This window comes from Moritella dasanensis ArB 0140 (assembly GCF_000276805.1).
GTDB classification, from domain to species: Bacteria; Pseudomonadota; Gammaproteobacteria; order Enterobacterales; family Moritellaceae; genus Moritella; species Moritella dasanensis.
Genome location: NZ_AKXQ01000002.1, coordinates 158793 through 182106, shown reverse-complemented (window position 1 = coordinate 182106; position 23314 = coordinate 158793). Strand labels below are relative to the sequence as shown.

The 23314-nt window shown below is 40.4% G+C and carries 20 protein-coding genes; 8 read left to right on the top strand and 12 right to left on the bottom strand.

All coding sequences use genetic code 11. From position 1 onward, the window contains the following. Positions 1-137: 137 nt before the first annotated feature. The 3 genes from A923_RS0102545 to radD form a co-directional block, all read right to left on the bottom strand. On the bottom strand, positions 138-3266 hold the full coding sequence (locus A923_RS0102545) for a multidrug efflux RND transporter permease subunit (RefSeq protein ID WP_017220077.1): 3129 nt from the start codon (positions 3264-3266) through the stop codon (positions 138-140). An 11-nt stretch (positions 3267-3277) separates the two neighbouring features. After that, complete coding sequence (locus tag A923_RS0102540; protein WP_017220076.1) at positions 3278-4387, bottom strand: efflux RND transporter periplasmic adaptor subunit; 1110 nt, start codon at positions 4385-4387, stop codon at positions 3278-3280. 324 nt (positions 4388-4711) lie between these two features. Continuing rightward, positions 4712-6427, bottom strand: a complete 1716-nt coding sequence (gene radD, locus A923_RS0102535) for a DNA repair helicase RadD (RefSeq protein ID WP_017220075.1) — start codon at positions 6425-6427, stop codon at positions 4712-4714. A 199-nt stretch (positions 6428-6626) separates the two neighbouring features. Between radD and A923_RS0102530 the strand changes: the two genes are divergently transcribed. From A923_RS0102530 to A923_RS0102515, 4 genes are all read left to right on the top strand, one after another. Further along, complete coding sequence (locus A923_RS0102530; RefSeq protein ID WP_017220074.1) at positions 6627-7841, top strand: acetyl-CoA C-acetyltransferase; 1215 nt, start codon at positions 6627-6629, stop codon at positions 7839-7841. Positions 7842-7843: 2 nt separating this feature from the next. Further along, positions 7844-9994 carry a 3-hydroxyacyl-CoA dehydrogenase NAD-binding domain-containing protein gene (locus A923_RS0102525; RefSeq protein WP_017220073.1) on the top strand — a complete coding sequence of 717 codons (2151 nt, stop codon included), beginning with the start codon at positions 7844-7846 and terminating at the stop codon, positions 9992-9994. A 227-nt stretch (positions 9995-10221) separates the two neighbouring features. Continuing rightward, positions 10222-10338 carry a PEP-CTERM sorting domain-containing protein gene (locus A923_RS22700; protein WP_083849947.1) on the top strand — a complete coding sequence of 39 codons (117 nt, stop codon included), beginning with the start codon at positions 10222-10224 and terminating at the stop codon, positions 10336-10338. Positions 10339-10452: 114 nt separating this feature from the next. Beyond that, on the top strand, positions 10453-11310 hold the full coding sequence (locus A923_RS0102515) for a PA4780 family RIO1-like protein kinase (RefSeq protein ID WP_017220071.1): 858 nt from the start codon (positions 10453-10455) through the stop codon (positions 11308-11310). Between the two features lie 133 nt (positions 11311-11443). On the opposite strand, the gene A923_RS0102510 is transcribed toward A923_RS0102515, so the two are convergent. Then, positions 11444-11827: a hypothetical protein gene (locus A923_RS0102510; RefSeq protein WP_017220070.1), complete on the bottom strand. Its 384-nt coding sequence runs from the start codon at positions 11825-11827 to the stop codon at positions 11444-11446. A gap of 108 nt (positions 11828-11935) precedes the next feature. After that, the gene (locus A923_RS0102505) at positions 11936-12841 is read right to left on the bottom strand and encodes a LysR family transcriptional regulator (RefSeq protein ID WP_017220069.1); all 906 of its coding nucleotides are present in this window, start codon (positions 12839-12841) and stop codon (positions 11936-11938) included. A 215-nt stretch (positions 12842-13056) separates the two neighbouring features. Here A923_RS0102505 and A923_RS0102500 point away from each other — a divergent pair, with 215 nt between their 5' ends. The 3 genes from A923_RS0102500 to A923_RS0102490 all read left to right on the top strand — a co-directional run bounded on the left by A923_RS0102500 (position 13057) and on the right by A923_RS0102490 (position 15424). After that, complete coding sequence (locus A923_RS0102500) at positions 13057-13737, top strand: type 1 glutamine amidotransferase domain-containing protein (RefSeq protein WP_017220068.1); 681 nt, start codon at positions 13057-13059, stop codon at positions 13735-13737. A 15-nt stretch (positions 13738-13752) separates the two neighbouring features. Next, the gene (locus A923_RS0102495; protein ID WP_017220067.1) at positions 13753-14910 is read left to right on the top strand and encodes an iron-containing alcohol dehydrogenase; all 1158 of its coding nucleotides are present in this window, start codon (positions 13753-13755) and stop codon (positions 14908-14910) included. A gap of 247 nt (positions 14911-15157) precedes the next feature. Next, the gene (locus A923_RS0102490) at positions 15158-15424 is read left to right on the top strand and encodes a hypothetical protein (protein ID WP_017220066.1); all 267 of its coding nucleotides are present in this window, start codon (positions 15158-15160) and stop codon (positions 15422-15424) included. Between the two features lie 42 nt (positions 15425-15466). Here A923_RS0102490 and A923_RS23060 read toward each other — a convergent pair whose 3' ends face one another. The 3 genes from A923_RS23060 to dcuC all read right to left on the bottom strand — a co-directional run bounded on the left by A923_RS23060 (position 15467) and on the right by dcuC (position 18014). Further along, on the bottom strand, positions 15467-15631 hold the full coding sequence (locus A923_RS23060; protein WP_017220065.1) for a hypothetical protein: 165 nt from the start codon (positions 15629-15631) through the stop codon (positions 15467-15469). Between the two features lie 97 nt (positions 15632-15728). Further along, complete coding sequence (locus tag A923_RS0102480; protein ID WP_017220064.1) at positions 15729-16382, bottom strand: HAD family hydrolase; 654 nt, start codon at positions 16380-16382, stop codon at positions 15729-15731. A 264-nt stretch (positions 16383-16646) separates the two neighbouring features. After that, entirely contained in the window at positions 16647-18014 is a 1368-nt protein-coding gene (dcuC, locus tag A923_RS0102475; protein WP_017220063.1) for an anaerobic C4-dicarboxylate transporter DcuC, read from the bottom strand. Positions 18015-18259: 245 nt separating this feature from the next. On the opposite strand from dcuC, the gene mog reads away from it, so the two are divergent. Continuing rightward, entirely contained in the window at positions 18260-18793 is a 534-nt protein-coding gene (gene mog, locus A923_RS0102470; protein ID WP_017220062.1) for a molybdopterin adenylyltransferase, read from the top strand. Positions 18794-18905: 112 nt separating this feature from the next. On the opposite strand, the gene A923_RS0102465 is transcribed toward mog, so the two are convergent. The 4 genes from A923_RS0102465 to A923_RS0102450 all read right to left on the bottom strand — a co-directional run bounded on the left by A923_RS0102465 (position 18906) and on the right by A923_RS0102450 (position 23208). Continuing rightward, complete coding sequence (locus tag A923_RS0102465) at positions 18906-19187, bottom strand: hypothetical protein (protein ID WP_017220061.1); 282 nt, start codon at positions 19185-19187, stop codon at positions 18906-18908. 44 nt (positions 19188-19231) lie between these two features. Next, on the bottom strand, positions 19232-19744 hold the full coding sequence (locus A923_RS0102460) for an aminoacyl-tRNA deacylase (protein ID WP_017220060.1): 513 nt from the start codon (positions 19742-19744) through the stop codon (positions 19232-19234). A gap of 210 nt (positions 19745-19954) precedes the next feature. Further along, positions 19955-22396: a YgiQ family radical SAM protein gene (locus tag A923_RS0102455; RefSeq protein WP_017220059.1), complete on the bottom strand. Its 2442-nt coding sequence runs from the start codon at positions 22394-22396 to the stop codon at positions 19955-19957. Between the two features lie 155 nt (positions 22397-22551). Next, entirely contained in the window at positions 22552-23208 is a 657-nt protein-coding gene (locus A923_RS0102450) for a pyrimidine 5'-nucleotidase (protein ID WP_017220058.1), read from the bottom strand. Between the last annotated feature and the right edge of the window lie 106 nt (positions 23209-23314).

Below are 23314 nucleotides of genomic sequence, written 5' to 3'. Positions count from 1 at the left end.
AGAAAAATAACGTGGGGTGAGTTAATATACCTTTTAACTGAAATTAAGGGTAAAAAAGAGGCCGCATAAGCGACCTCTTTAGATCAATATCTAATCCATGTTAATTAGATATTGATTACTGCATTATCATGTTTAAATTAGATTGCTGGCTTTACTTCAGCAGCAGTTTTAGCACATTCAATAGCATGTTGCTTATCACTTTCTTCCAATTCTTCGTCTTCAACGAATGTCGGTAATGGTTTATGTTCAGTCGCAAGGAATGAATAAATTACCGGTAAGATGAATAGTGTAAACAATGTACCGATAGCAAGACCAGATACGATCACAATACCAATACTAAAGCGCTGTTCTGCACCTGCACCAGTGGCATACATTAACGGAATAAGACCCGCAATCATTGCTGCTGTTGTCATTAGAATTGGACGTAAACGTACTTTAGCCGCTTCAATTACAGCATCTGTTCGGTTCTTTCCGTGATGTAACTGTTCTTCTTTTGCTACTTCACAGATCAAGATACCGTGCTTAGTAATCAAACCGACGAGGGTAATCAAACCAACCTGAGAATAGATATTCATGGTTGATAGACCCCAAGCCAGAGATACTAACGCCCCAGATACAGCAAGTGGTACAGATACCATGATAACTAAAGGATCACGCGCTGATTCAAATTGAATCGCAAGTACAAGGTAAATGATAGCCAATGCAAGCGCAAAGGTCATATACAAAGCACTACCTTCAGTTACGAACTGACGTGATTCACCCATAAAGTCATAACGGTAACCTTTTGGAAGCATCGTTGAAGCTGTATTTTCGAACCATGAAATTGCATCGCCCATCGCTACACCAGGGCTAGGTACAGCACCAATTGTTGCTGAGTTAAGTTGGTTAAAGTGAGGAAGTGAACGTGGTTCTGCAACTACATCAATGGTAATTAAGCTGCCTAGTGGTACTGCGCGGCCATCAGCTGCGCGTACGTAGTAGCTATTCATTGACTCCGGATTCAAACGGTATTTACGTTCAACTTGAGGAATAACCTCGTAAGAACGGCCATTTAAATCAATACGGTTAACGTAACCATCAGACATCATCGTACTTAAGGTTATACCAATGTCTTGCATGGTAATACCGTAAGCACCGGCTTTGTCTTTATCAATGTTAATCTTCATTGTTGCAGAATCGTAGTTAAGATCTAAATCCGAATATACAAAGAGCGGGTTAGCTTGTAATTTCGTCAATACGTCTGTTGCTACTTGGAATAGACTTTCAAAACTATTCGGTGTCGTAATCACAAATTGAACGGGTAGGCCTGAACCTGCACCTGGTAATTCAGGCATTTGGAAAGCAATAACCGACATGCCCGGTACATCTTTAACTAAACCTGTTACACGTTTAACAACCTCAGCTTGGCTTGCTTCACGCTGGCTCCAAGGAACTAGCGATGCAATACCTAATGCTTGGTTTGAGCTAGGTACACCAGAGAAGATCTGAGCATAAGCAATTTCAGGTTGTTCGTTTAGCTTTGCGTTCACTTCACTCATCGAGTTTTCAATGTAATCTAAGTTAGCATTTGATGGTGCAGTACCCATCATCATCATTACACCTTTGTCTTCCGACGGTGCAAGTTCGCTTGGAATAAATTTAAATAACATTGGCATTGCTGCGAATACGATAAGAGCAAATGCAATCATTACTGGACGTTTGTGCATTACTGCACTAATCATCTTCTCATAACGATTAGTCATACGCTCAAGGAAAGCATGTACAGTTTTTTCAAATCTGTTTGGTTTTGCGTTTGCTAACAATATTTTAGAACACATCATTGGTGACAATGTCAGTGCTAAAATACCAGAGATGAATACTGCACCCGCTAAGGTAAGCGCGAACTCTTTAAATAATGCCCCTGTAATACCACCCATTAACGCAATCGGCGCATATACTGCACCCAGTGTTAATGTCATTGCGATAACTGGTACGGCTATTTCACGTGTACCAATCACGGCGGCTCGGAAAGGGGACTCGCCGAGTTTGATGTGACGGTCAATATTTTCTAATACCACAATCGCGTCATCTACAACCAGACCAATCGCCAGTACCATCGCCAGCAGTGTCATTAAGTTCCAAGAGAAACCAAACATCTGCATAACCATAGCAACACCAATAAGTGACAATGGAATCGTTACAATAGGAATGATTACGGCACGCAGTGAACCAAGGAATAACGTAATTACCACGATAACGATAAGTGCTGCTTCGATAATGGTTTTAATTACTTCTTTGATTGATTCATTGATCGCAACTGTTGAGTCATACATCACGTTCATGTTGATGTTTGTCGGTAAGTTACGTTCTAGTTCTGGTAATAATTCTAATACGTCAGCAGCAATGTTAATTGGGTTTGCTGTTGGTGCAGCATTAACGGCAGCAACAACGGCTTCTTTACCATTTGCTGATGCGCGATAAACGTCATGGCTCTTCTCTAAAGACACTTTTGCAATGTCACTTAAGCGAATCACTTGACCTTTATCTGTTGATACAACAAGACGTTCTAGATCTTCAACACTAGCTACTTGGGTATCGGCATTACCATTGTAAAGCACGAATTCACCAATAGCTTGACCTGTTGCAGACTGATAGTTGTTACTATTCAGTACACCCATAATTTCGGTTGCGGTAAGGTCATAAGCTGCCATTTTTAATGGGTCTAACCAAACACGTAGTGCGTATTTAATACCACCATACATGTCTACTTTAGATACACCATTAATGGTGAACAGCTGTGGGTTGATTACACGATCAAGATAATCGGTCACCTGACTCGAAGATAGTTCATCACTGCTAAAGGCAATGTACATTACTGCAGTGGTTGAACCCGTAGACATAGTCACGGTTGGATCTTCAGATTCTTTTGGCAATTGTGAACGAACCGAGTTCGTTTTAGCCAAAATATCAGACAGTGCCGCATTCGGATCGGTATTTAGCTTCATCGTAATGGTAATAGTTGAACTACCTAATACACTTGATGATGTCATAAAGTCGATATTATCGGCTTGGGCTACCGCTTGCTCTAAGGGCTGAGTAATAAAGCCTTGGATCAAATCGGCACTAGCACCGTAGTAGCCAGTTGTTACGGTAACAACCGTATTGGTCATGTCAGGGTATTCTCGAACCTGCATTTTGAAAATTGCTTGAACACCAAGCAACGCAATCAAAAAGCTGATAGATACCGCTAGAACAGGACGCTTGATAAAAATATCAGTAAAGCGCATGTATCCTCCGATTAAAGCATTGGTGTTTCAGCTGGTACTTCCAACGTATCGTTTTCAATAATACGCACTTTCGCGTTATTACTTAAACGTACTTGACCTGATGTGACGATTTTGTCACCGGCTTTAACGCCTTTCAATACATGAGCGATTGCATCAATACGCTCGCCCACTTTGACAACCGATTGAGTTACACGTAAGTCGCCTTTTTCGTCTTCACGAACGATGTATACATTGTCACCGTAAAGCGTAAATGTAATCGCGGTTTGTGGAACCGTAATTTGCTGTTCGACTGTTGGTAAGATGACATTTGCACGTGCAAACATACCTGAACGAAGTTGTGAATCGTTGTTTGGAATATCGGCTTGGATTTGAATTAAACCACTTTGATAGTTTACAGCAGGTTCGATAGCACTAATTTTACCACTGAATGCTGTTTCAGGATAAGAATCAACAAAAATCTCAACAACTTGACCTAAATAAACTTTTGAAATTTGAGTTTGTGGAACGGTGAATCGAAGACGCATTACACTACTATCTTCTAAACGAACGATTGATGTGCCTACAGATAAAAACTCACCTAAGAATACATTACGTAAACCAACTTCACCGTCGAACGGTGCTGTGATTTGGCGACGTTCAATCACTGCTTTTTGACTTTCAATATCAGCAAGTAGTGAAGAATATGCAGCTTCAGACTCGTCCAATGCTTCTTTTGATACGGCATTCTTTTTGTAAAGCGCTTCGTAGCGTAAGAATTTAGATTTTGCTGCGTTAAGTCTAGCTTGTGAGCTCTTAAGATTTGCACGTTCCACTTTTGAGTCTAGATTAACCAGTAATTGACCTTTAGTTACTTTGGTACCTGAGTCAAATGAGATGCGATCAATTTTACCCGCGATTTCGTTAGAAATTTCTACACCTTGGTTAGGTTCGATAAAACCAATCGCTTGAATAGTCGGGATCCAATCTGAAGTCTTGATATCGACAACGGTAACTGGAAATTCCGGTTCAGGTCTATTGGCCATAAATTCAGCAATTTTTTGCTCTTTAAAAATATTAAAACCAATCACACTGCCAAACAAGGCTAGTGCGATTAGTAACATGGCTAAGGTCCACTTTTTCATGACTAGGTTAACTCCGGGGTGTTATACATATATTATAAATTCTGATATGAAACTGAGCTTGTCCATGCTGCATCGATGCCGCTGACTTTAGCTGAACACTCGTTCAGAGGTGTATTTGATATAGCTATTTTAGATGTTAACCAATCTCAATCAAGTATTTTGTCTATTAAAATAGGTTATTTACGTATATTTACTAAATAGGTAGTTTTACTAGTATTTTATATTGACAAGAATGTTAAAAGAGTGACAGCCGACTGGTTTAAACTTAGTCGTTGAAGGTCGTTTTTAACTCGTTTTAGTTTAGTTCAATTTATTATTGATTGGTTATTGTTGATTAGCTTTTCGATAATTTCCTTTGTAGTCAAATATACGGTGTTCAATTTTCCAGAAGTACTTTTCTTTTTTCGCAATGACAAAGTCCGGTGGCACAAATCCTTGAATTTCAGCCGCTACTTGTTCGGCTGTCGTTGCCGTGATTGTTTTGCCTGTTACTGTTCTTGAAAAGATGCTGAAAAAACGTTGGCGTTGTTTGTTGTTACTGAAATAGAAAGTTTCTTTAACAACATCACCATCTTCATCATGATAATTAAGTTTGATTTTATCGCCATCGGCTTGTGCTGACATTCCTGAGCAGCGCAGCACTTTACGGTCTTTTAATTGCAGTGCTTTTTTCAGTTGGTTGTCAGGATCTATTAAATCTGCGTGACATTGTTGGCATTCTCGGGCGGCAATGTCATTCTCGGCATTACACTGCGGGCATTGCTTGTATTTAAAACGATAGTTGCACTGCGCTTCATTGCCATTGCTGTCCTCAACTAAACCTTGGCAGCGGCGACCATAGTGCTCAATGATGTCTCCATCTGCATCAGTGATCCCCCAAAATAAATTGGCAAAGTCACAACTTGGGCAGGGTACTTGTACAAGATCGCTATTGCTGTTGGGTTTGGTTGAGCCAATTTCAGGTTGGTATAAATCAAATCCGTTACCCGCGTAATCAATAATTAAACAATCGGTTTTACCTTCAGCAAGACGTAAGCCACGACCCGCTATTTGTTGATACAAACTGACGGAGTCTGTTCGGCGTAAAATGGCGATAACGTCAACGTGTGGAGCATCGAAACCTGTGGTTAATACTGACACATTAACGAGGTATTTAACTTCCTTGGCTTTAAACTGACGAATAAGTTCATCACGTTCTTTGATCGAGGTTTTACCTGTGATTATAGCGGCTTGCTCGTCAGGTAATTGTTTAAATATTTCTTTTGCGTGTTTGATACTAGCAGCAAAGATCATGATGCCCTCACGATTGGCTGCAAGCTCGATTAATTGCTTACAGATCGCATGGGTTACACGTGGGCTCTTCGCTAAAAATTGATCCAGTTGTACTTCATTATATTCTTGTGGCAAATCATCAAACTGATAACGGGCAACGGGTGCATCGATCACGGTTGGTGTGGTTAAGAACCCTTTTTGTACGAGATAGCGTAGCGGTAATTCAAAAATACAGCTTTCAAACGGGGTATCGTCTTCTGTTCTGACATAACCCTGATAATGTTTTTTGTATATCCAGCCTTTATCTAAACGGTAAGGTGTTGCTGTAAGGCCAAGTACTTTTAGTTTTGGGTTGGTGTTTTTTAAATGGCTGATGACTTTTTGGTATTGGCTGTCTTCACTTAAACTGACGCGGTGGCATTCATCAATAATCAGCAAGGAGAAGAAACCATCAAACTTATCCAGATTGCGACTCAGTGATTGCACACTGGCAAAGGTGGTTTTAAGACCATGCTGTTTTTTGCCTAATCCGGCCGCAAAGATACCCGCTTCAAAACCGTCATGTTCAAACTTGCTGTGATTTTGTTCCACCAGCTCTTTTACATGGGCAAGGATCAGTACCGGGTGTCTTGCTAGTCTGGCTAATTCAGCCAGTACATGACTTTTACCTGCGCCTGTTGGCAGCGTGATAACTGCGGGTTGATCCGATTTTCTAAAGTGAGCTAAAGCGGCATCAACAGCTGCTTGTTGGTAATCGCGAAGAGGCATATCTGATTTGTCATTGTTAGGTTAGTACAGTAAGTGATAGACAGTATAGCGCAAATCAGATTGTGTTTTATCTATAATTCATAGTGTTAATGGTATGTTCGGTAATTGGTAAAGTATTGTGCTATTTTTGAGGTGGGTCTAACGTATTGTTAATACTAAAGCGTATAGTAAGACTTAAATAAGTATTTAGGAGTAATTCATGATCCCTCAAGCTTTCATTTACGACGCAATTAGAACGCCGCGCGGTTTGGGCAAACCCAGTGGTGCTTTGCATGAAGTTAAACCCGTCAATCTCTTAGCTGATTTACTTAATCATTTACAAGCTCGAAATGGCTTTGATACCGACGCAGTCGATGACATTGTCTTAGGCTGCGTGACGCCAATTGGTGACCAAGGCGCTGATATAGCCAAAACCGCGGCGCTTGTTGCTGGTTGGAAAGACAATGTCGCGGGAGTAAGTATCAATCGATTTTGTGCCTCAGGGCTTGAATCTGTCAATATGGCGGCGATGAAAATCCGCTCTGGTTGGGAGCATTTAGTGATCGCTGGGGGTGTTGAATCCATGTCTCGGGTCAAAATGGGCGCTGATGGTGGTGCTTGGTCGATGGATCCTGAAACCAGCTTAGCCACTGATTATATGCCACAAGGTATAGGTGCCGATTTAATTGCTACGCTTGATGGTTATAGCCGTGAAGATGTTGATGAATTTGCAGCGCGCTCTCATCAGCGAGCTGCTGCGGCTTGGCAACGTGGTGCATTCGATAAGTCGGTGGTGCCAGTATGTGATCGCAATGGCATGTTATTACTTGATAAAGATCAGCTAGTTCGAGCTGATTGTTCTATTACTTCATTAGCACAATTAAAACCGGCTTTTGCTTATATTGGTCAAACAACGTTTGATAGTGTCGCTAAACGTCGTTATCCACAAGTCTGTCAAATTCAACATGTGCATACGCCGGGTAATGCTTCTGGCATCGTTGATGGCGCCGCATTAGTACTCGTGGGTAGTGCTGAAGCTGGCGTTAAATGGGGTTTAAAACCCAGAGCCAGAATCGTTGCGACTGCTGTGGTTGGTGCAGATCCTACCATCATGTTAACTGGGCCGGTGCCTGCAACAAAAAAAGCATTAGCAGTAGCAGGATTAACTATTAACGATATTGATTTGTTTGAGGTTAATGAAGCGTTTGCCGCTGTTGTAATGCGGTTTATGAATGAACTGAATATCTCGCCTGATATTGTTAATGTCAACGGTGGCTCGATTGCGATGGGGCATCCGCTAGGTGCAACTGGCGCGATTATTTTAGGGTCGTTATTAGATGAATTAGAAACACGTAATTTGAAACGTGGCCTTGCAACCTTGTGTGTCGGTGGAGGCATGGGGATAGCAACAATTATTGAACGTGTAGAGGGATAACTATGCCATTAATCAGAACTTTGCCATTAATCAGTACTATGTCATTAATTCTAGTTACGTCATCAATTCGAATAGAGCAAGATGATGCTGGGATAGTGCATTTAATTTTTGATAAATCGGGTTCAAAGGTGAATTTACTTGATCGTGCTTTTATTGATGACTATGTGACGACAATTAATAAGCTTAAACAGATGACGTTCACAGGTGTTGTCTTACGTTCTGCTAAAAAAAGTTTTTTTGCTGGTGGTGATATAACGGAACTGAGTCAAAGTGCAGATCAAGGAGTTGAGGAAAATTTCCAGTTATTGTCCTCGCTGAAAGAGGCAATGCGCTGGTTAGAAACAGGTGGAAAACCGGTTGTTGCTTGCATTAATGGTGCGGCACTTGGCAGTGGCTGGGAATTAGCACTAGCCTGTCATTATCGTGTTGCGTTGGTAAAAAATACCGAGTTAAGTTTGCCTGCAGTCACGCTCGGCTTACCGGAAGTCACTTTAGGCTTAATACCGGGTGTTGGTGGCGTTGTCAGAATGACTCGCTTGTTAGGATTTAAAGCAGCAATGCCGTATCTGCTAAAAGGTAAACAATTTGACAGTGAAGAGGGCTTTAAACTTGGCCTGATTAATCAAATATCGACATCAAGGGTACAAATGATGGCGCAAGCAACAAATTGGATCTTGTCGCAACAACAAACTGTGTACCAACCTTTTGATGTAAAAAATTATCAATTACCCGGCGGAAATGTAAATACCCCCAGTATCGCCAATCTGCTAGTGCAAGCACCTGCAATGTTAAAGCAAAAAACACAAGGTAACCTCCCGGCGCCCGAAGCTATCTTATCAGTCATGATTGAATCGACTGAAGTGGATGTCGAAACAGCGTTAAGAATAGAAACCCGTTATTTTCTGAATGTCATTCGTGGTCAAGTGGCTAAGAATATGATTAATACGTTTTGGCATCAGCATAATGAAGTTAAAGCGGGGGCATCACGACCTGTCGATCATTCGATTACGCACTTCAGTAAAATCGGCGTATTAGGTGCTGGTATGATGGGGGCTGGAATTGCTTATGCGCTAGCGAGTCATGGCATCACGGTGATATTAAAAGATATCAGTTTGGAAAAAGCGGTGTTTGCCAAGTCATACACAGCGTCTATATTGGCTAACTGTACATTGGCAGATGAAGATAAATGCGCAATTTTAAAACGTATTATTCTATCGAAAGAACCCGCAGATTTAATCGGTTGTGACATGGTCATTGAGGCTGTATTTGAAGACCGTAAAGTAAAGTCTCAAGCTATCACTGAGATATTAGCCGCCGTTGGTGATGATCTAATCATGGCATCCAACACATCGACATTACCGATTTCAAGTTTAGCAACCGCCTCAACAAAACCTGAAAACTTTATTGGTTTACACTTCTTTTCTCCGGTAGATAAAATGCCGTTGGTCGAGATTATTAAAGGCGATAGGACATCAACAGCGACATTGGCTGCCGCTTATGACTTAGTATTGCAAATTGGTAAAGTACCTATTGTCGTTAACGATTGCCGAGGATTTTTTACCTCGCGAATATTCTTTACCTATGTCTCGGAAGGTATGCGTATGTTAAGTGAGGGTATTCCTGCTGAAGTGATTGAGAATGCGGCCATTCAAGCTGGATTACCAGTAGGGCCGTTAGCTATCATCGATGAAGTGAGCTTGTCATTGATTGATAATGTCCGCAATCAAGCTCGCTTAGATTTTAAAGCCGAAGGAAAATTGCGAGTTGATAACCCAGCTGATGCTGTTTTAGATAAGCTTTTGGCATTAAAACGCTTTGGTAAGTTAGCGGGTGCAGGCTTCTATGATTACAGTGGGCAAGGGCCGAAGCAACTATGGCCTGGGTTAGTTGATGTATTTCCAACTCAAGATAATTGGGATATAGACACAGTGAAAGACCGTTTGCTGTTTGTGCAGTCTATCGAAGCACTCAGGGCTTATAAAGAAGGGGTCGTGACAAGTACACGCGATGCTAATATTGGTTCTATTTTTGGATTAGGGTTTCCTGCTTGGACCGGTGGCGTTTTACAATTTATTGAGCATTATGGAACATATAATTTTAAGTGTCGCGCACAACAGTTTTGTGACCAGTTTGGTGATCAATTTAGACTCTAGAATTGGTAACTCATTAGTGGTTTAAAAGGGTGTCATATAAAACAATGTCGATAATATTTACACATAGGTAAAGGTAAATTTATAATCATTAAATTATTATATGAATTTCAATCTATTGGCATCTTGGATCGTTATTAATGGTATATAGCGGTTAGCGCAACGATGGCATGGGTTGACGTTGGTTTTATGGATGTATCATACCTTGATAATACGCGTGGTGGTTTACGGTGGATGACTTCAGTATTAACTCAACGTTAGTCTCTGTGCCTGCGCCAGCAAGCATTGCTATTTTAGCGCTAGGGCTCGCTGGTTTACGCCTTTCTAGAAAAAATAATAATGTTTAACTTCTAAACAATTATAGCGCTAATCATTGGCGCTATTCCAAAACCATTTAACTTAATGTTATCATCCAGTATTCAAATATTTCAGCTAACAGTGAACTAGGGGATAGCGACTGAATGAAAGTACCTCAAAGAATACAACCTCTGGTTGATGACGGGCTCGTTGACGAAGTTATGCGTCAATTAATGAGTGGTAAAGAAGCTACGGTTTATGTAGTGCGTTGTGGCCAGTCTATTCGTTGCGCTAAAGTATATAAAGAAGCAGACAAACGCAGTTTTAAACAAGCTGTGCAATATCGAGAAGGTCGTAAAGTCCGCAATAGTCGACGTGCTCGAGCGATGGAAAAAGGTTCTAACTTTGGTCGAAACGAGCAAGAGAAGGTCTGGCAGAATGCAGAAGTTGATGCTTTATATCGCTTAGATAACGCTGGCGTTCGTGTACCAGAACCTTACGGTTGTTTTGATGGTGTATTGCTCATGGAGTTAATCACCGATGTAAATGGCTTTGCTGCACCCCGTTTAGGTGATGTTGCATTAAGCGCAGAACAAGCTGTGATAGACCATGATAAAGTGATCCATTATGTAAGATTAATGCTTTGCGATGGTCTTATTCATGGTGATTTATCAGAATTCAATGTCCTTGTTGATGAACATGGGCCTGTTATTATTGATTTACCCCAAGCCGTTGATGCATCAGCAAACAATAATGCCAAGTGGATGCTCGAACGTGATGTTGATAATATGACACAATATTATGGACAATATGCTCCAGAGCTACTTGAAACAAAGTATGCTAAAGAAATGTGGGCGCTGTACGAATTAGGTGAACTGACTACGGACGTTAAATTGACCGGTGAGTTTGTTGAAGACACTGAATCTGCAGATGTAGAGGGTATTTTAGAAGAGATTAATGCTGCTCGTGAAGAAGAGCTTGACCGTTTAGCACGGATTCAACTTGCTGATGAGCCTGAATAGTAAATATGAATAGTAAATAACGTTTATTAAACGATGAACCCCTTAGCGATGTTAATTTCTAAGGGGTTTTTTATGATGTTGGAATAAGGATCTTATTATTATCCATGTTTATTAGTAACCTCTCACTTAGGGTCTAACGTGAGGTAACGATATCTTGCTCCATAGTTGTTGAATTTTCTTCTGAAACTAATCTGTTTGGTCGTAAACCAATACAATGCTTAGGTAATTCTTGTTCACGTTCTAAATACAATGCGCAGGCATATAAATTTTTACGTAACTCAGTATCACTCTCTAACTTTTCTTCTCCCCAATAATGTAATTCAAAAATGAGAAACCAAAAGGTCTGCTCTTTTTCACTTGAGACTTTTTCGTCAACGACATCCAGAGATTGCCAATCCTGTAAAACATCCCATACCAAGTTACTTAATACGTTGTAACTTATTTTATGCATGAGAAATTGATTTACGTTGTCAGTTAATAGGGCTGATTTCTCATCAATAAATGCGACTGCTTGCATTGGTTTATCTCCATTTGTTTAAACTAATTTTAAGTCTAGCCTCAAACTTTGCTTTGGAGAGGTTTAGACTTGATTAATAATGCCTAAAAAGTAATAGTTCGATCTCGGTCACATAGTTTTCGCTAAGTGATTGAAATGTTCCTTTAAGAAAGCCAGTAACACCCTATGTTTTTTCGAACCCGCGCTTCCCGGCGGAAAAACACCGTATAGCTCAATGTTTGTTAATTCATAATCAGACAGTAGTCGTTCGAGTTTGTTTGAGGAAATCCTCGGTGCTGCGTCGTAAAGCGGAATTCGCGCAATACCATGACCACCTTCAACAAATGCGGTACGTGCTGCTGCATTATTGGTACTGATGCTCCCTTTGGGTTTAACACTATAAGCACGGGTCCCTTTGGTGAGCGTTAAGGTACTCGAGCTTAATTTATATAATACCCAATTATGTTCGACAAGTTCAGTTGGGGAAACCGGTCTACCATATTTGTTTAAGTAATCAGGCGATGCACATAAGCAGGTTCTCATTGAAATTAGTTTTCGTGCTTGCAATCCGGAATCAACTAATGGAGCGCCCCTGATCGCCAGATCAATTCCTTCTTGCATAATGTTGACGATATCATCGGTCAGCATTATGTCCAATTCAATCTTCGGAAATTGGATCTTGAACATGTTTAAGGCCGGAACAATGATCTGTAATCCAACATTGACCGGACACGTTATCTTTAATAACCCTTCGGGTTCGTGTTTAAAGTTTTCTATTTGTTGATTTGCGGCTTCAGCCTGATGGGCAATTTCTTGGCAATGCTGGTAGTACTGTTGCCCAGCTTCGGTGAGGGTAAAGCTACGTGTGGTTCGGTTAAGTAATTTTAACCCTAACTGTGTTTCTAGTTTTTTAAGATGGTAACTGACCACTGCACGAGAAAGGCTTAAATGCTTTGCTGCAGCAGAAAGTGTACCTTGTTCGACAATCTGTGCGTAAACAACCATACTTTTTAGTTGCTCAAAAGAAACATTCATAAATAGACGCCATATAGATGCAGATACGAAAACCTATTGTATCAAAAAACTGAACAGTGTAGTCAGTTTACTCTGCATTGTTAGGTTTTACTTTGGAGTATAGACTGTCTCCATTCGCTGTTACCAAGTAACGGCAGTTGTTTTAATTACACAGCTATTCATTACACAGCTATCTAGTCACTAGATTCAGCTCACTTAAAGTCAAAGGAATTATCATGATTAAAAATATTTTAGTTGTATTAACATCACATGCAGATTTAGGTAACACAGGCAAGAAAACGGGTTTTTGGGTTGAAGAACTAGCCGCACCTTATTATGTATTTCTTGATGCTGGCATGAAGGTTACCCTAGCTTCACCTGCTGGTGGCCAACCACCGATTGATCCAGCAAGTGCCGATGAAAGCATGCAAACAGATGCAACTCGTCGTTTTGATGCGGATAAAGTCGCACAACAAGTACTTGCAACAACGGTTAAACTTGTTGACGTAAAAGAACAAGACTTTGATGCGGTATTCTACCCAGGCGGTCACGGTCCACTTTGGGATTTAACGAATAACGAAACATCAATTGATTTACTTTCTGCATTCCTTGCCAACAACAAACCTGTATCAGCGGTTTGTCATGCAACAGCGGCACTGCTAAATGTGAAGACAGCTGAAGGTGAGTATGTAATTAAGGGTAAAGCTGTTACAGGATTTTCAAATACTGAAGAAGATGCGGTACAATTGACTGATATCGTACCATTTTTGCTAGAAGATGAGCTTGTAAAGCGTGGCGGTGACTATCAGAAAGTTGCTGATTGGACACCGTTTGCTGTACAAGATGGTTTAATCATTACAGGTCAAAACCCAGCGTCTTCAGCTCTAGTGGCTGAAAAACTAATCGCACACGCTTAATATTAGGAAATAAACATGTTGAATTTCACGTTTCAAAACCCAACTCGCATTCATTTCGGTGATGACCAAATTAAAGCGATAAGCAAAGAAATTCCATTAGATGCTAAAGTACTAGTAACTTATGGTGGTGGTTCGATTAAATCAAACGGTGTTTATGATCAGGTTGTTGCTGCATTATCTGAACATAACTGGGTTGAATTTTCAGGTATCGAACCTAACCCAACATATGACCAATTAATTAAAGCTGTCGATGTTATTAATGAGCATAATGTGGATTACATTCTTGCTGTCGGTGGTGGTTCTGTTGTAGATGGTAGCAAGTTTATTGCTGCAGCGGCTGTATTTGCAGGCGATGATGCTTGGGACATTCTTAGCAAACACGCACCGATTACTAAAGCCTTGCCATTGGGCGCTGTTTTAACCTTGCCTGCAACTGGCTCTGAGTCAAATGGCGGCGCTGTTATTACCCGTAATGGCAGTAAGTTGTCATTTGGTAGTCCACTAGTGCGTCCTAGTTTTGCGGTCCTTGATCCTGCTGTTAGCTTGAGTCTATCTGATCGTCAAATCAGTAATGGTGTTGTTGATGCCTTTGTTCATACGATGGAACAATACATGACTTATAGCATCAACGCTAAAGTACAAGACCGTTTTTCTGAAGGTCTATTATTGACGCTTATTGAAGAAGGGCCAAAAGCATTAAAGCCTGAAACCAAAGATGACTTAGATATCCGCGGTAACATTATGTGGTCTGCAACAATGGCGCTAAATGGTCTTATCGGTGCAGGTGTACCACATGATTGGGCTACGCACATGATTGGTCACGAACTGACTGCCGCACATGGTGTTGATCACGCACGTAGTTTATCTATTGTGTTACCTGCAGTAATGAAAGTCATGCGCGAAGACAAACGCAGTAAATTACTACAATATGCAGAGCGTGTTTGGAACATTACTGTTACTGATGAAGATCAAAAAATCGACCTGGCGATAGCTAAAACAGAAGCATTCTTTAAAGTAATGCAAGTTCCTACAACGCTTACTGATGCGGGTATCACATCTGCTGATATTGATAATTTAATGGCTAAGTTAGAGAAGCACGGCATGGTAGCATTGGGTGAACGTAAAAATATCACTTTGGAAGTAAGCCGTCAGATTTTAGAGACAGCACTGTAAATATTGAGTATAACGTCTTTATTTAAAAAGATAACTAGCAGTAAATAGCATATTGACAGTGAAGGCCAGAATGATTATTCATTCTGGCCTTTTTATTTATTATAAAATGATTATTAGTTAAATATTAACTCTTGCTTAACACTTTTTTAATGCAATGATGTTATAACTTAATGATACTGTTTTTGTAAATAAAAGAGTTTTGAATAAACTATATTATTGTTTTGTTATCTATACTTAAGGAAAAGTTATGGCTGATTTTGACTGGATGCTGGGCGTCATTATGTTATCGGGTTTTTTGTTTGCAGCAATTGCGAGGTTTAATTTACACCGATATGTACAATATAAAAGAGTGCCGGCAGATTTTGATAATCAGCAGTACTTGGAGGCATTAGAATCAAGCTGTCCAAAAACAATTTTAGATGATGGACTTCATCAATTATTCAAATATGTAATGGCTGGTATAATTATTTTTCTTGTCGCTAGTACAACATTAGTCTCTATTATTTTTGATTAAATACGGTTTTCGGTTAAATACTCTGTGAGCGAGCGCTAAACGCTAACGCTCATAACCTGGATCCGTTGGTACTTTCTCTGGTATGTTTTGTTGAGCTTCATCGTATTTTTTGTGTAGTTCGGCAATCAACTCCAGATCTAACTTTGCAAAGAAGATGTCTTCTTCGGCTTGACCTTTTCGACGTACTGTTTCGTTGAATACAGACATGGCATTCACCTCTAATAACCTACTATTGATAATCTTAGTTTATTTTAAGCAGAAGTGTTATTAGAGGGGGATGATTGAGCGATTATACCGCGACGAATTACGCTTGCTTTAATGTTGCTAAGACGTTTGATAAAGAACTGGTTACCGTATGGCCTAATGTTAATATTTCTGCACTGGGTTGTACTAGATCGGGTATTTGAAATGTTTGCATATTGGCACTGACGGCTGCAAGCACACCATTATTGGAATCTTCAAAAGCCAAGCAATACTCAGGTTTAATATTTAAACGGTTTGCGGCAAGTAAGTAAATTTCAGGATCTGGCTTACCGTTTTTAACTTCACAACCAGTCGTAAGGTTATCAAAGAAATGATCGAGACCTGCAAATTTAAGCTTTATTTTAGCTACATCATTTTGCGTTGATGTGGCGACAGCTGTCGGTATATTTTTGTCTTTTAGCCAGGTTAATAACTCAACAACCCCTTCTTTTACCGGGATTGCTTGGTGCTTAACCACTGCGTTGTAGCGTACACGCCATGCTTCATGAAGGACTGGGTAGTCAAGATCGCTACCGTAACCCGCGCGAAGAACTTGTTCAATACCTTGGGCATTTCGACCGATAATATCTAAGTAGACATCTTCTAAAAAAGGAATAGATAATGAGGCGCACGCTTCTTCGAACACACCTTTACACACGCGTTCAGTGTCGAGAAGTAGTCCGTCCATATCAAAAATAGCTGCTTGATAATTCACTTTTTGTTTATCCTCTATTCGCTTCAACTTAATTAATGAGTCAGTATAACAAATCCTATCGAGATAATTAATTTAAGATTGCTTTGACTTTTTCCGCGCTAAAATAAAAGGCTAGGCGATCACCTTATTTACAGTGATGCCTAGCCTTCAAATAATGACGTTATGATTGATTTACTTTTAATGAGTTCAAACTTAACAGTTCAGGTTTGAACGCCTAACTAACCTTAGATAAAAATAAGGTTATATTGACTAGGCATACATTAACTAGGCATACATAGGTACAAGCACCATGGTGCCCGCTATCACAGTGATTAAACCGGCGAGAACAGGTACGGAGGTACGTTTAACCACTTCAAATGGACTGATTTTAGCCATGCCACTTGTGGCAACAATCACGCCAGCAACAGGTGATACTGTACGACCAAGGTTCGATGCCTGTAACATAGGAATGATCAAGAATGCGGGATTTAAGCCCATTTTACCGGCAAGGGCAGGGGCTAATTCAACAAATGCATAGAAAGGTGCATTACCAGAACCAGTCGCAATTGCAGCTGCAACTGTTAGCGCGGTCAACATGAGCATTAATGCAAAACCACCTGCACCGGCTGCTTCAGCAAGACCGATTAAATTATCAATAGCACCAAGAGACATTAGACCTTGCGCAAATACACCGGCTGCAACTAACAACATTACGACGCCTTTAAATGCATCGCCCATACCTTGGTAGCATGATTCTAAATCTTCTAATGTTGCTCTGCCGTTTAAGCGTTTAGTTATAAAGTCGACAATCGCACTAATAAAGATAGAGAACACAACAATGGTATAAATATCGAGCGTTAACCCTTCAATGGTTGAGCCGTTAAATATAAACACACCGAAAATAGGTAAAAATGGCAGGAATGCATAATAATTTGGTGCTGTTACTACAATCTCTGATATATCGGTTTTTTCCATTGGCGTATTTTCTTTTTTATCTAAATAACGATTCCAGAAAAATGCAGCCGCCGCCATCACAATGATTGCGCAGATTGATACAGGTAGTACAGTTTGAACAGCAAATACGTCTAGCGATAACCCTGATTTTTCTGCTGCGATAACAACATCACCAGACGTTGGCGATAGAATGATAGCTGCAGGTGACGCACAAACGGCCACCGCAGCAGGTCGAGATATGCCCATCGCAGTCATCATCGGGAATAAAGTTGCCATTAATAATACACCTAGCCCAGTCGCAGAGCTTACCGCTAGTGACATTAAACAAGCGACGATATAAGCGGCAACAAGTAGGATGTAAGGTGATTTTATAAATGACAAAGGTTTAGAGAATTGTTTAACAACCACATTGTTAGCATCAATTTTTGTCATATAAGCGGCAAAACCACATAACAACATAATTTGCATACCTAAACCGCCACCACGATATTTCAGCATGTATTTAACAAATTCCAATGAATCTGTCAGGATATTCCCGGTACTTGCGACACTTGATGGCAGAATTTGTTTACCGAGTAATCCGGTGATAATGAGTAGTGTGATACCGGCCGTGAGCAATACACCTGCCGCTTTATATTCCTTCACGATGAAGTAACCAACGGCCACCGTGACGATCAAACCAATGAATAACTCTAACATTGAAACCTCTTAATTGTAATGAATTTTGTTAACATTAATTTAACGTTTAAAATAATGTTTTATTACAGCGGAATGTACCTATAAAGTAATGTATGTGCGATAGCTAACCCCAATAATAATGATCTAAATCAGGATTTTATAAACTCTCCCCCGATAGTTTGAGGCAGATCAACTCGTTGGTTTTACACATCAAGGCAGTTCGGTTAAAATTGCTGCATTAATCAAATATGCTATATGGGATAAACATGACTAAAGCTAAAATCGGTATTGTGACAGTAAGTGATAGAGCCAGTGCTGGCATTTATGAAGATCTTTCTGGTAAAGCCATTATCGATGTATTAAACGAGTACCTGACTTCGGAGTGGGAACCTGTTTATGAAGTTATTCCAGACGAGCAAGATGTGATTGAAGCAACCTTGATTAAAATGGCTGACGAACAAAACTGCAGTTTGATCGTAACAACAGGTGGGACTGGTCCAGCTAAACGAGATGTAACACCAGAAGCAACAGAAGCTGTGTGTGATCGTATGATGCCTGGTTTTGGTGAGTTAATGCGTACAGAGTCATTAAAATTCGTACCAACGGCTATTTTATCTCGCCAAACTGCGGGTTTACGTGCGGATTCATTAATTGTAAATTTACCGGGTAAACCTAAATCTATCCGTGAATGTTTAGATGCGGTATTCCCAGCTATCCCTTATTGTATTGATTTAATGGACGGACCTTTCCTTGAATGCGATGAGTCGGTAATGAAACCGTTTAGACCTAAAGCGAAGTAATTGCTCATAAATTTAATACAATACGCATAAGCTAAAAGGCCATGTATTTTCCATTGTTAGGGTGAAAAGACATGACTTTTGTATGCATGATAAATGTGATTTATTACTGCCGTTACAAACGACACATCACTTTATAAATAACGTTGCTTACATCAAGCTTGATATGTAAAGATGCGTCTTGGGCATATACTTCAATATTTTTGAACAACTCGCCAATCATCGTAATGCCGCCGCATTGAATTGTGAGGAATATGTTTGCCGTGATGATATCGATCACGGCTTGTTCGTCAGAGCTAGAATTAAGAGAATCGACCTCTTGTCGCCATTCTGATTGGCCTTTTATTTTAGCTAATGTACTTTCTGAACTCGTGAGCAATGCACTGCTAATCCTCATAATTTAAAGTTCCTCTAGTCGTAAATCTGGATGCTTAGTATATTTTAATGCCTTAACTTACCTTGTCTTGTGTGTTCATGGTGATAGCCACTGCCTGCTTTATTAAAGCCACAACTGATAATTGTTGGGTTAATAAGATCCACTAAATCGACCGTCTTCATCCGAATAGTCTCACTGTGGTCACCCGCATTAAAACTGATATCCTTCTGTTTTAGCAAGGCGTCGGATATAAACACCGGCATGTTAAATAAATGACCAAAGGGTGGCATTGCGCCTGTCTCACAGTCGGGAAACATACCACTAAATTGATGTTCATAAGCTAAATTGACATAACGAGCGCCAATTGAAAAAGCGATATTATCGAAATCGATGGTATAAGGTGCAGGCATGACAATCATAACAAGCCGCGTGTCTGCAGTGATAATGACAGTTTTAGCAAAACACATACCGCTGGTTTTACTTAATTCAGCAACGTGCTGTGCAGTATACCCGGGTGGATGGTGGTCGCTTTGGTAGTTTATATAAGCCTGATCTAAATAGTGGGTGATTTTTTGCATGAGCATAATCCATCTCCCGTATTGGCTAAAGTTACCAATATATTTAATAGGGGGTGCCTAGGAGCTTTAATTATAGTTGCTAATGAGATTAACGCGGCCTTTAACGGGTTATTCTCGATAGGTTTAAAAATAGTGAATAAAAAAGGGTGAAATGCATACACATTTCACCCTTAACCGTTTATATATCGGTGTTACATTATTTAGTCATGTTTAGCGTTTGTTACTACGCTTAGCTTGTTGGCCTTGACCACTATTATTTGCTGACTTGTTTGCGGCGCCTGGACGACTTGCTGATGGTTTTTTAAAACCACCACCCTTAGTGCTGCCATTGGCATTTTTATTCGCACCCGTGTTGTTAGCAGAACTTCCACCCACAGCAGGTTTCTTACGGTTTGGTTTATTACCCGCTTTATTACCGTTTTCGTTAATACCGACACCTTCTTGTGGTGCAAGACCGGTATGTTTCGTTAACGCTTTGGTAAATTGCTTGGTACCTGGTTCAGAGCGTTGCTGCTTAGCGCCTTTATTACTGGTGTTTGGCTTATTCTTACTATTAGCACCACCTTTACCAAGATGCGGTTTCGCATTACTTAGTTGTGCTTGTTTTTCTGCCAAGCTTTCTGGCGGCACAAGATGACGTGGGCTACGACCAATCAAGTTACGATTACCCGTTTTGAGCAGGTATTCGCGAATGATTGGCCAGTTAGCTGGATCATGATAGCGTAATAGTGCTTTATGCAGGCGACGTTGACGCGCACCTTTTGGTACGACAACTTTTTCATCTGTCTCACGTACTTTATGCAATGAATTTAGCTCTGTGTGATACACGGCTGTTGCATTAGCAAGTGGTGATGGATAAAAATTTTGTACTTGGTCAAGCTTAAATTTATTTTGTTTTAGCCACAATGCTAACGTCAGCATGTCTGCATCATTGGTACCTGGATGCGCAGAGATAAAGTAAGGGATAAGATATTGTTTCTTGCCTGCTTCAGCAGAGAAACGATCAAACATCTCTTTAAATTTATCGTAGGTGCTCATGCCTGGTTTCATCATGATATCTAGTGGTGATTTTTCAGTATGCTCTGGCGCAATCTTCAAATAACCACCGACGTGATGTTCTACTAGCTCTTTCACATAACGCGGATCTTCAATCGCTAAATCATAACGTACACCTGATGCAATTAAGATTTTCTTAATACCTGGTACTTTACGTGCACGGCGATATAGGTCAATTGTTGGCGTATGGTCGGTATCCATGTGTGCACAAATCGACGGGAAGATACAAGACAGGCGGCGACATGTCGCTTCTGCTTTGGCACTCATACAGCCTAATTTGTACATGTTTGCCGTTGGGCCACCAAGATCGGAAATAACACCGGTAAAACCTGGTACTTTATCGCGAATTGCTTCCATTTCTTTAACGATAGAATCTTGAGAGCGGCTTTGGATCACGCGACCTTCATGCTCGGTAATTGAGCAGAAAGAACAACCTCCAAAACAACCACGCATAATGTTGATCGATGTTTTGATCATGTCATAAGCAGGGATCTTTTGGTCGCCATAACTTGGGTGTGGAACTCGTGCATATTCTAAGTCGAATACGCCATCCATTTCACCTTCAGCAAGTGGTGATGCTGGTGGGTTTAACCATACTTCGCGTGCGCCGTGTTTTTGAATCAGTGCACGTGATGAAATAGGGTTGGTTTCTTGATGGAATACACGTGAAGTATGCGCGTATAACATTTTATCTTTTTTCACGGTTTCCATATCTGGAAGACGAATATAAGTTTCGTGCCACGGCATTTGCTTAGGCGCTTGCATCACGATTGGTTTTGCTACATCTGCATCCGAGTTATCGATGACGTCGTCAGTACCTTGTGTTGCACAAGTTTCGTCAATTTCAGTGTATGGACTGATGATTGGTTCAATTTTCCCTGGCGTGTCCAATGTACGTGAATCAATACCTTTCCAAGTAGGTAGTGGCTCTTTTAGCATTACGCCTGTACCACGTACATCTTGAATTTCTTTAATTGATTCGCCGTTAGCAAGACGATGTGCCACTTGAATAAGTGGACGTTCAGCATTACCGTAAATAAGCATGTCAGCTTTTGAATCGGGTAATACAGAACCACGTACTTTATCAGACCAATAATCATAATGGGCAATACGGCGTAAACTTGCTTCAATACCACCAATCACAACAGGTACTTCTTTAAATGCTTGCTTACAACGTTGTGTATACACTAATACGGCGCGGTCGGGACGTTTACCACCAATGTCGCCTGGTGTATAAGCATCATCATGACGTAATTTAAGATCTGATGTATAACGGTTAATCATCGAATCCATGTTACCTGAGGTAACACCAAAAAATAGATTCGGACGACCTAATTCTTTAAACGGTTCGACACTTTCCCAGTCTGGTTGAGAAATGATACCAACGCGGAAACCTTGTGCTTCTAAGGTTCTGCCGATAATAGCCATACCAAAACTTGGATGATCGACATACGCGTCACCTGTGACCACAATAACGTCACAGCTATCCCAACCGAGTTTGTCCATCTCTGCGCGTGTCATTGGCAAAAACGGTGCGGGTTCTGTCACCCGATTCTGAAATTTTGGATATGAAAAAAGATCTTTGGCAGTTTGCATAAAGTACTCTTGGGTATTAATTTTAGTGCGCAAAGTTAATTGCGAAGGCTATTTTCACGACTGGGATAAATACAACAAAGAGAACGCCAGTCGTTACTGAGGGCGGATTATAGCCACTTACTACGTGTTTTGCGATTAAAAGTGGCAATAAATATTTAGCTTGTTTGTAACAAATTGAAAAACTGGTCTAAATTATTCGTTTCGTAATCGGCTTTATAGTCTAAATCTGTCACAACTTGTTCTGAACCAGATACCCAGACCGTAGTCATACCAAGGGCTTTCGCTGGTTTAAGGTTACGTAGTTGATCATCAAAGAACACTGTTTTACGGCTATTAATAGCATGTGTTTCACAAAGCTGTTGATAACTAGCTTTGTGTGGTTTTAGCTCATAATTTGCATCTTCTAATGAAAAGATAGCATCAAAACTGTCGATTAAAGCTAATTCATGGAGTATTTTTTTGGCGTAATACTTTGGCGAATTAGTATAAATTATTTTACGCCCAGACAATTGGTTTATCTGCTTGATAATATTTGGTTGTACTTTTAATGCGGTCATATCCACATCGTGACAATAATGAATAAAATCATCGCGGCTAATATCGTGATGCTTTACTAAGCCTTTCACTGTGCCGCCATATTGCTTGTAATAATGATTGGATAACACGGTTGCTTCAGGTAATGGCAGAGAAAGGGCGTTAGCAATAAAATGATGCATCCGCGATTCTACTTGCTTTAAAATACCTAGCGAAGGGCAATAAAGGGTGTCATCTAGATCGAATAGGTAAGTTTCAGCTTGGTTAATGTTCTGCATATTACTCTTCTCTATTTATTAACAATGCATTTGTTGCGTATGAGGATAAATCTAAATGAGCAAGCAAACGTTATAAAGGCTGCATATTAGTGTAAAAGCACCCTAA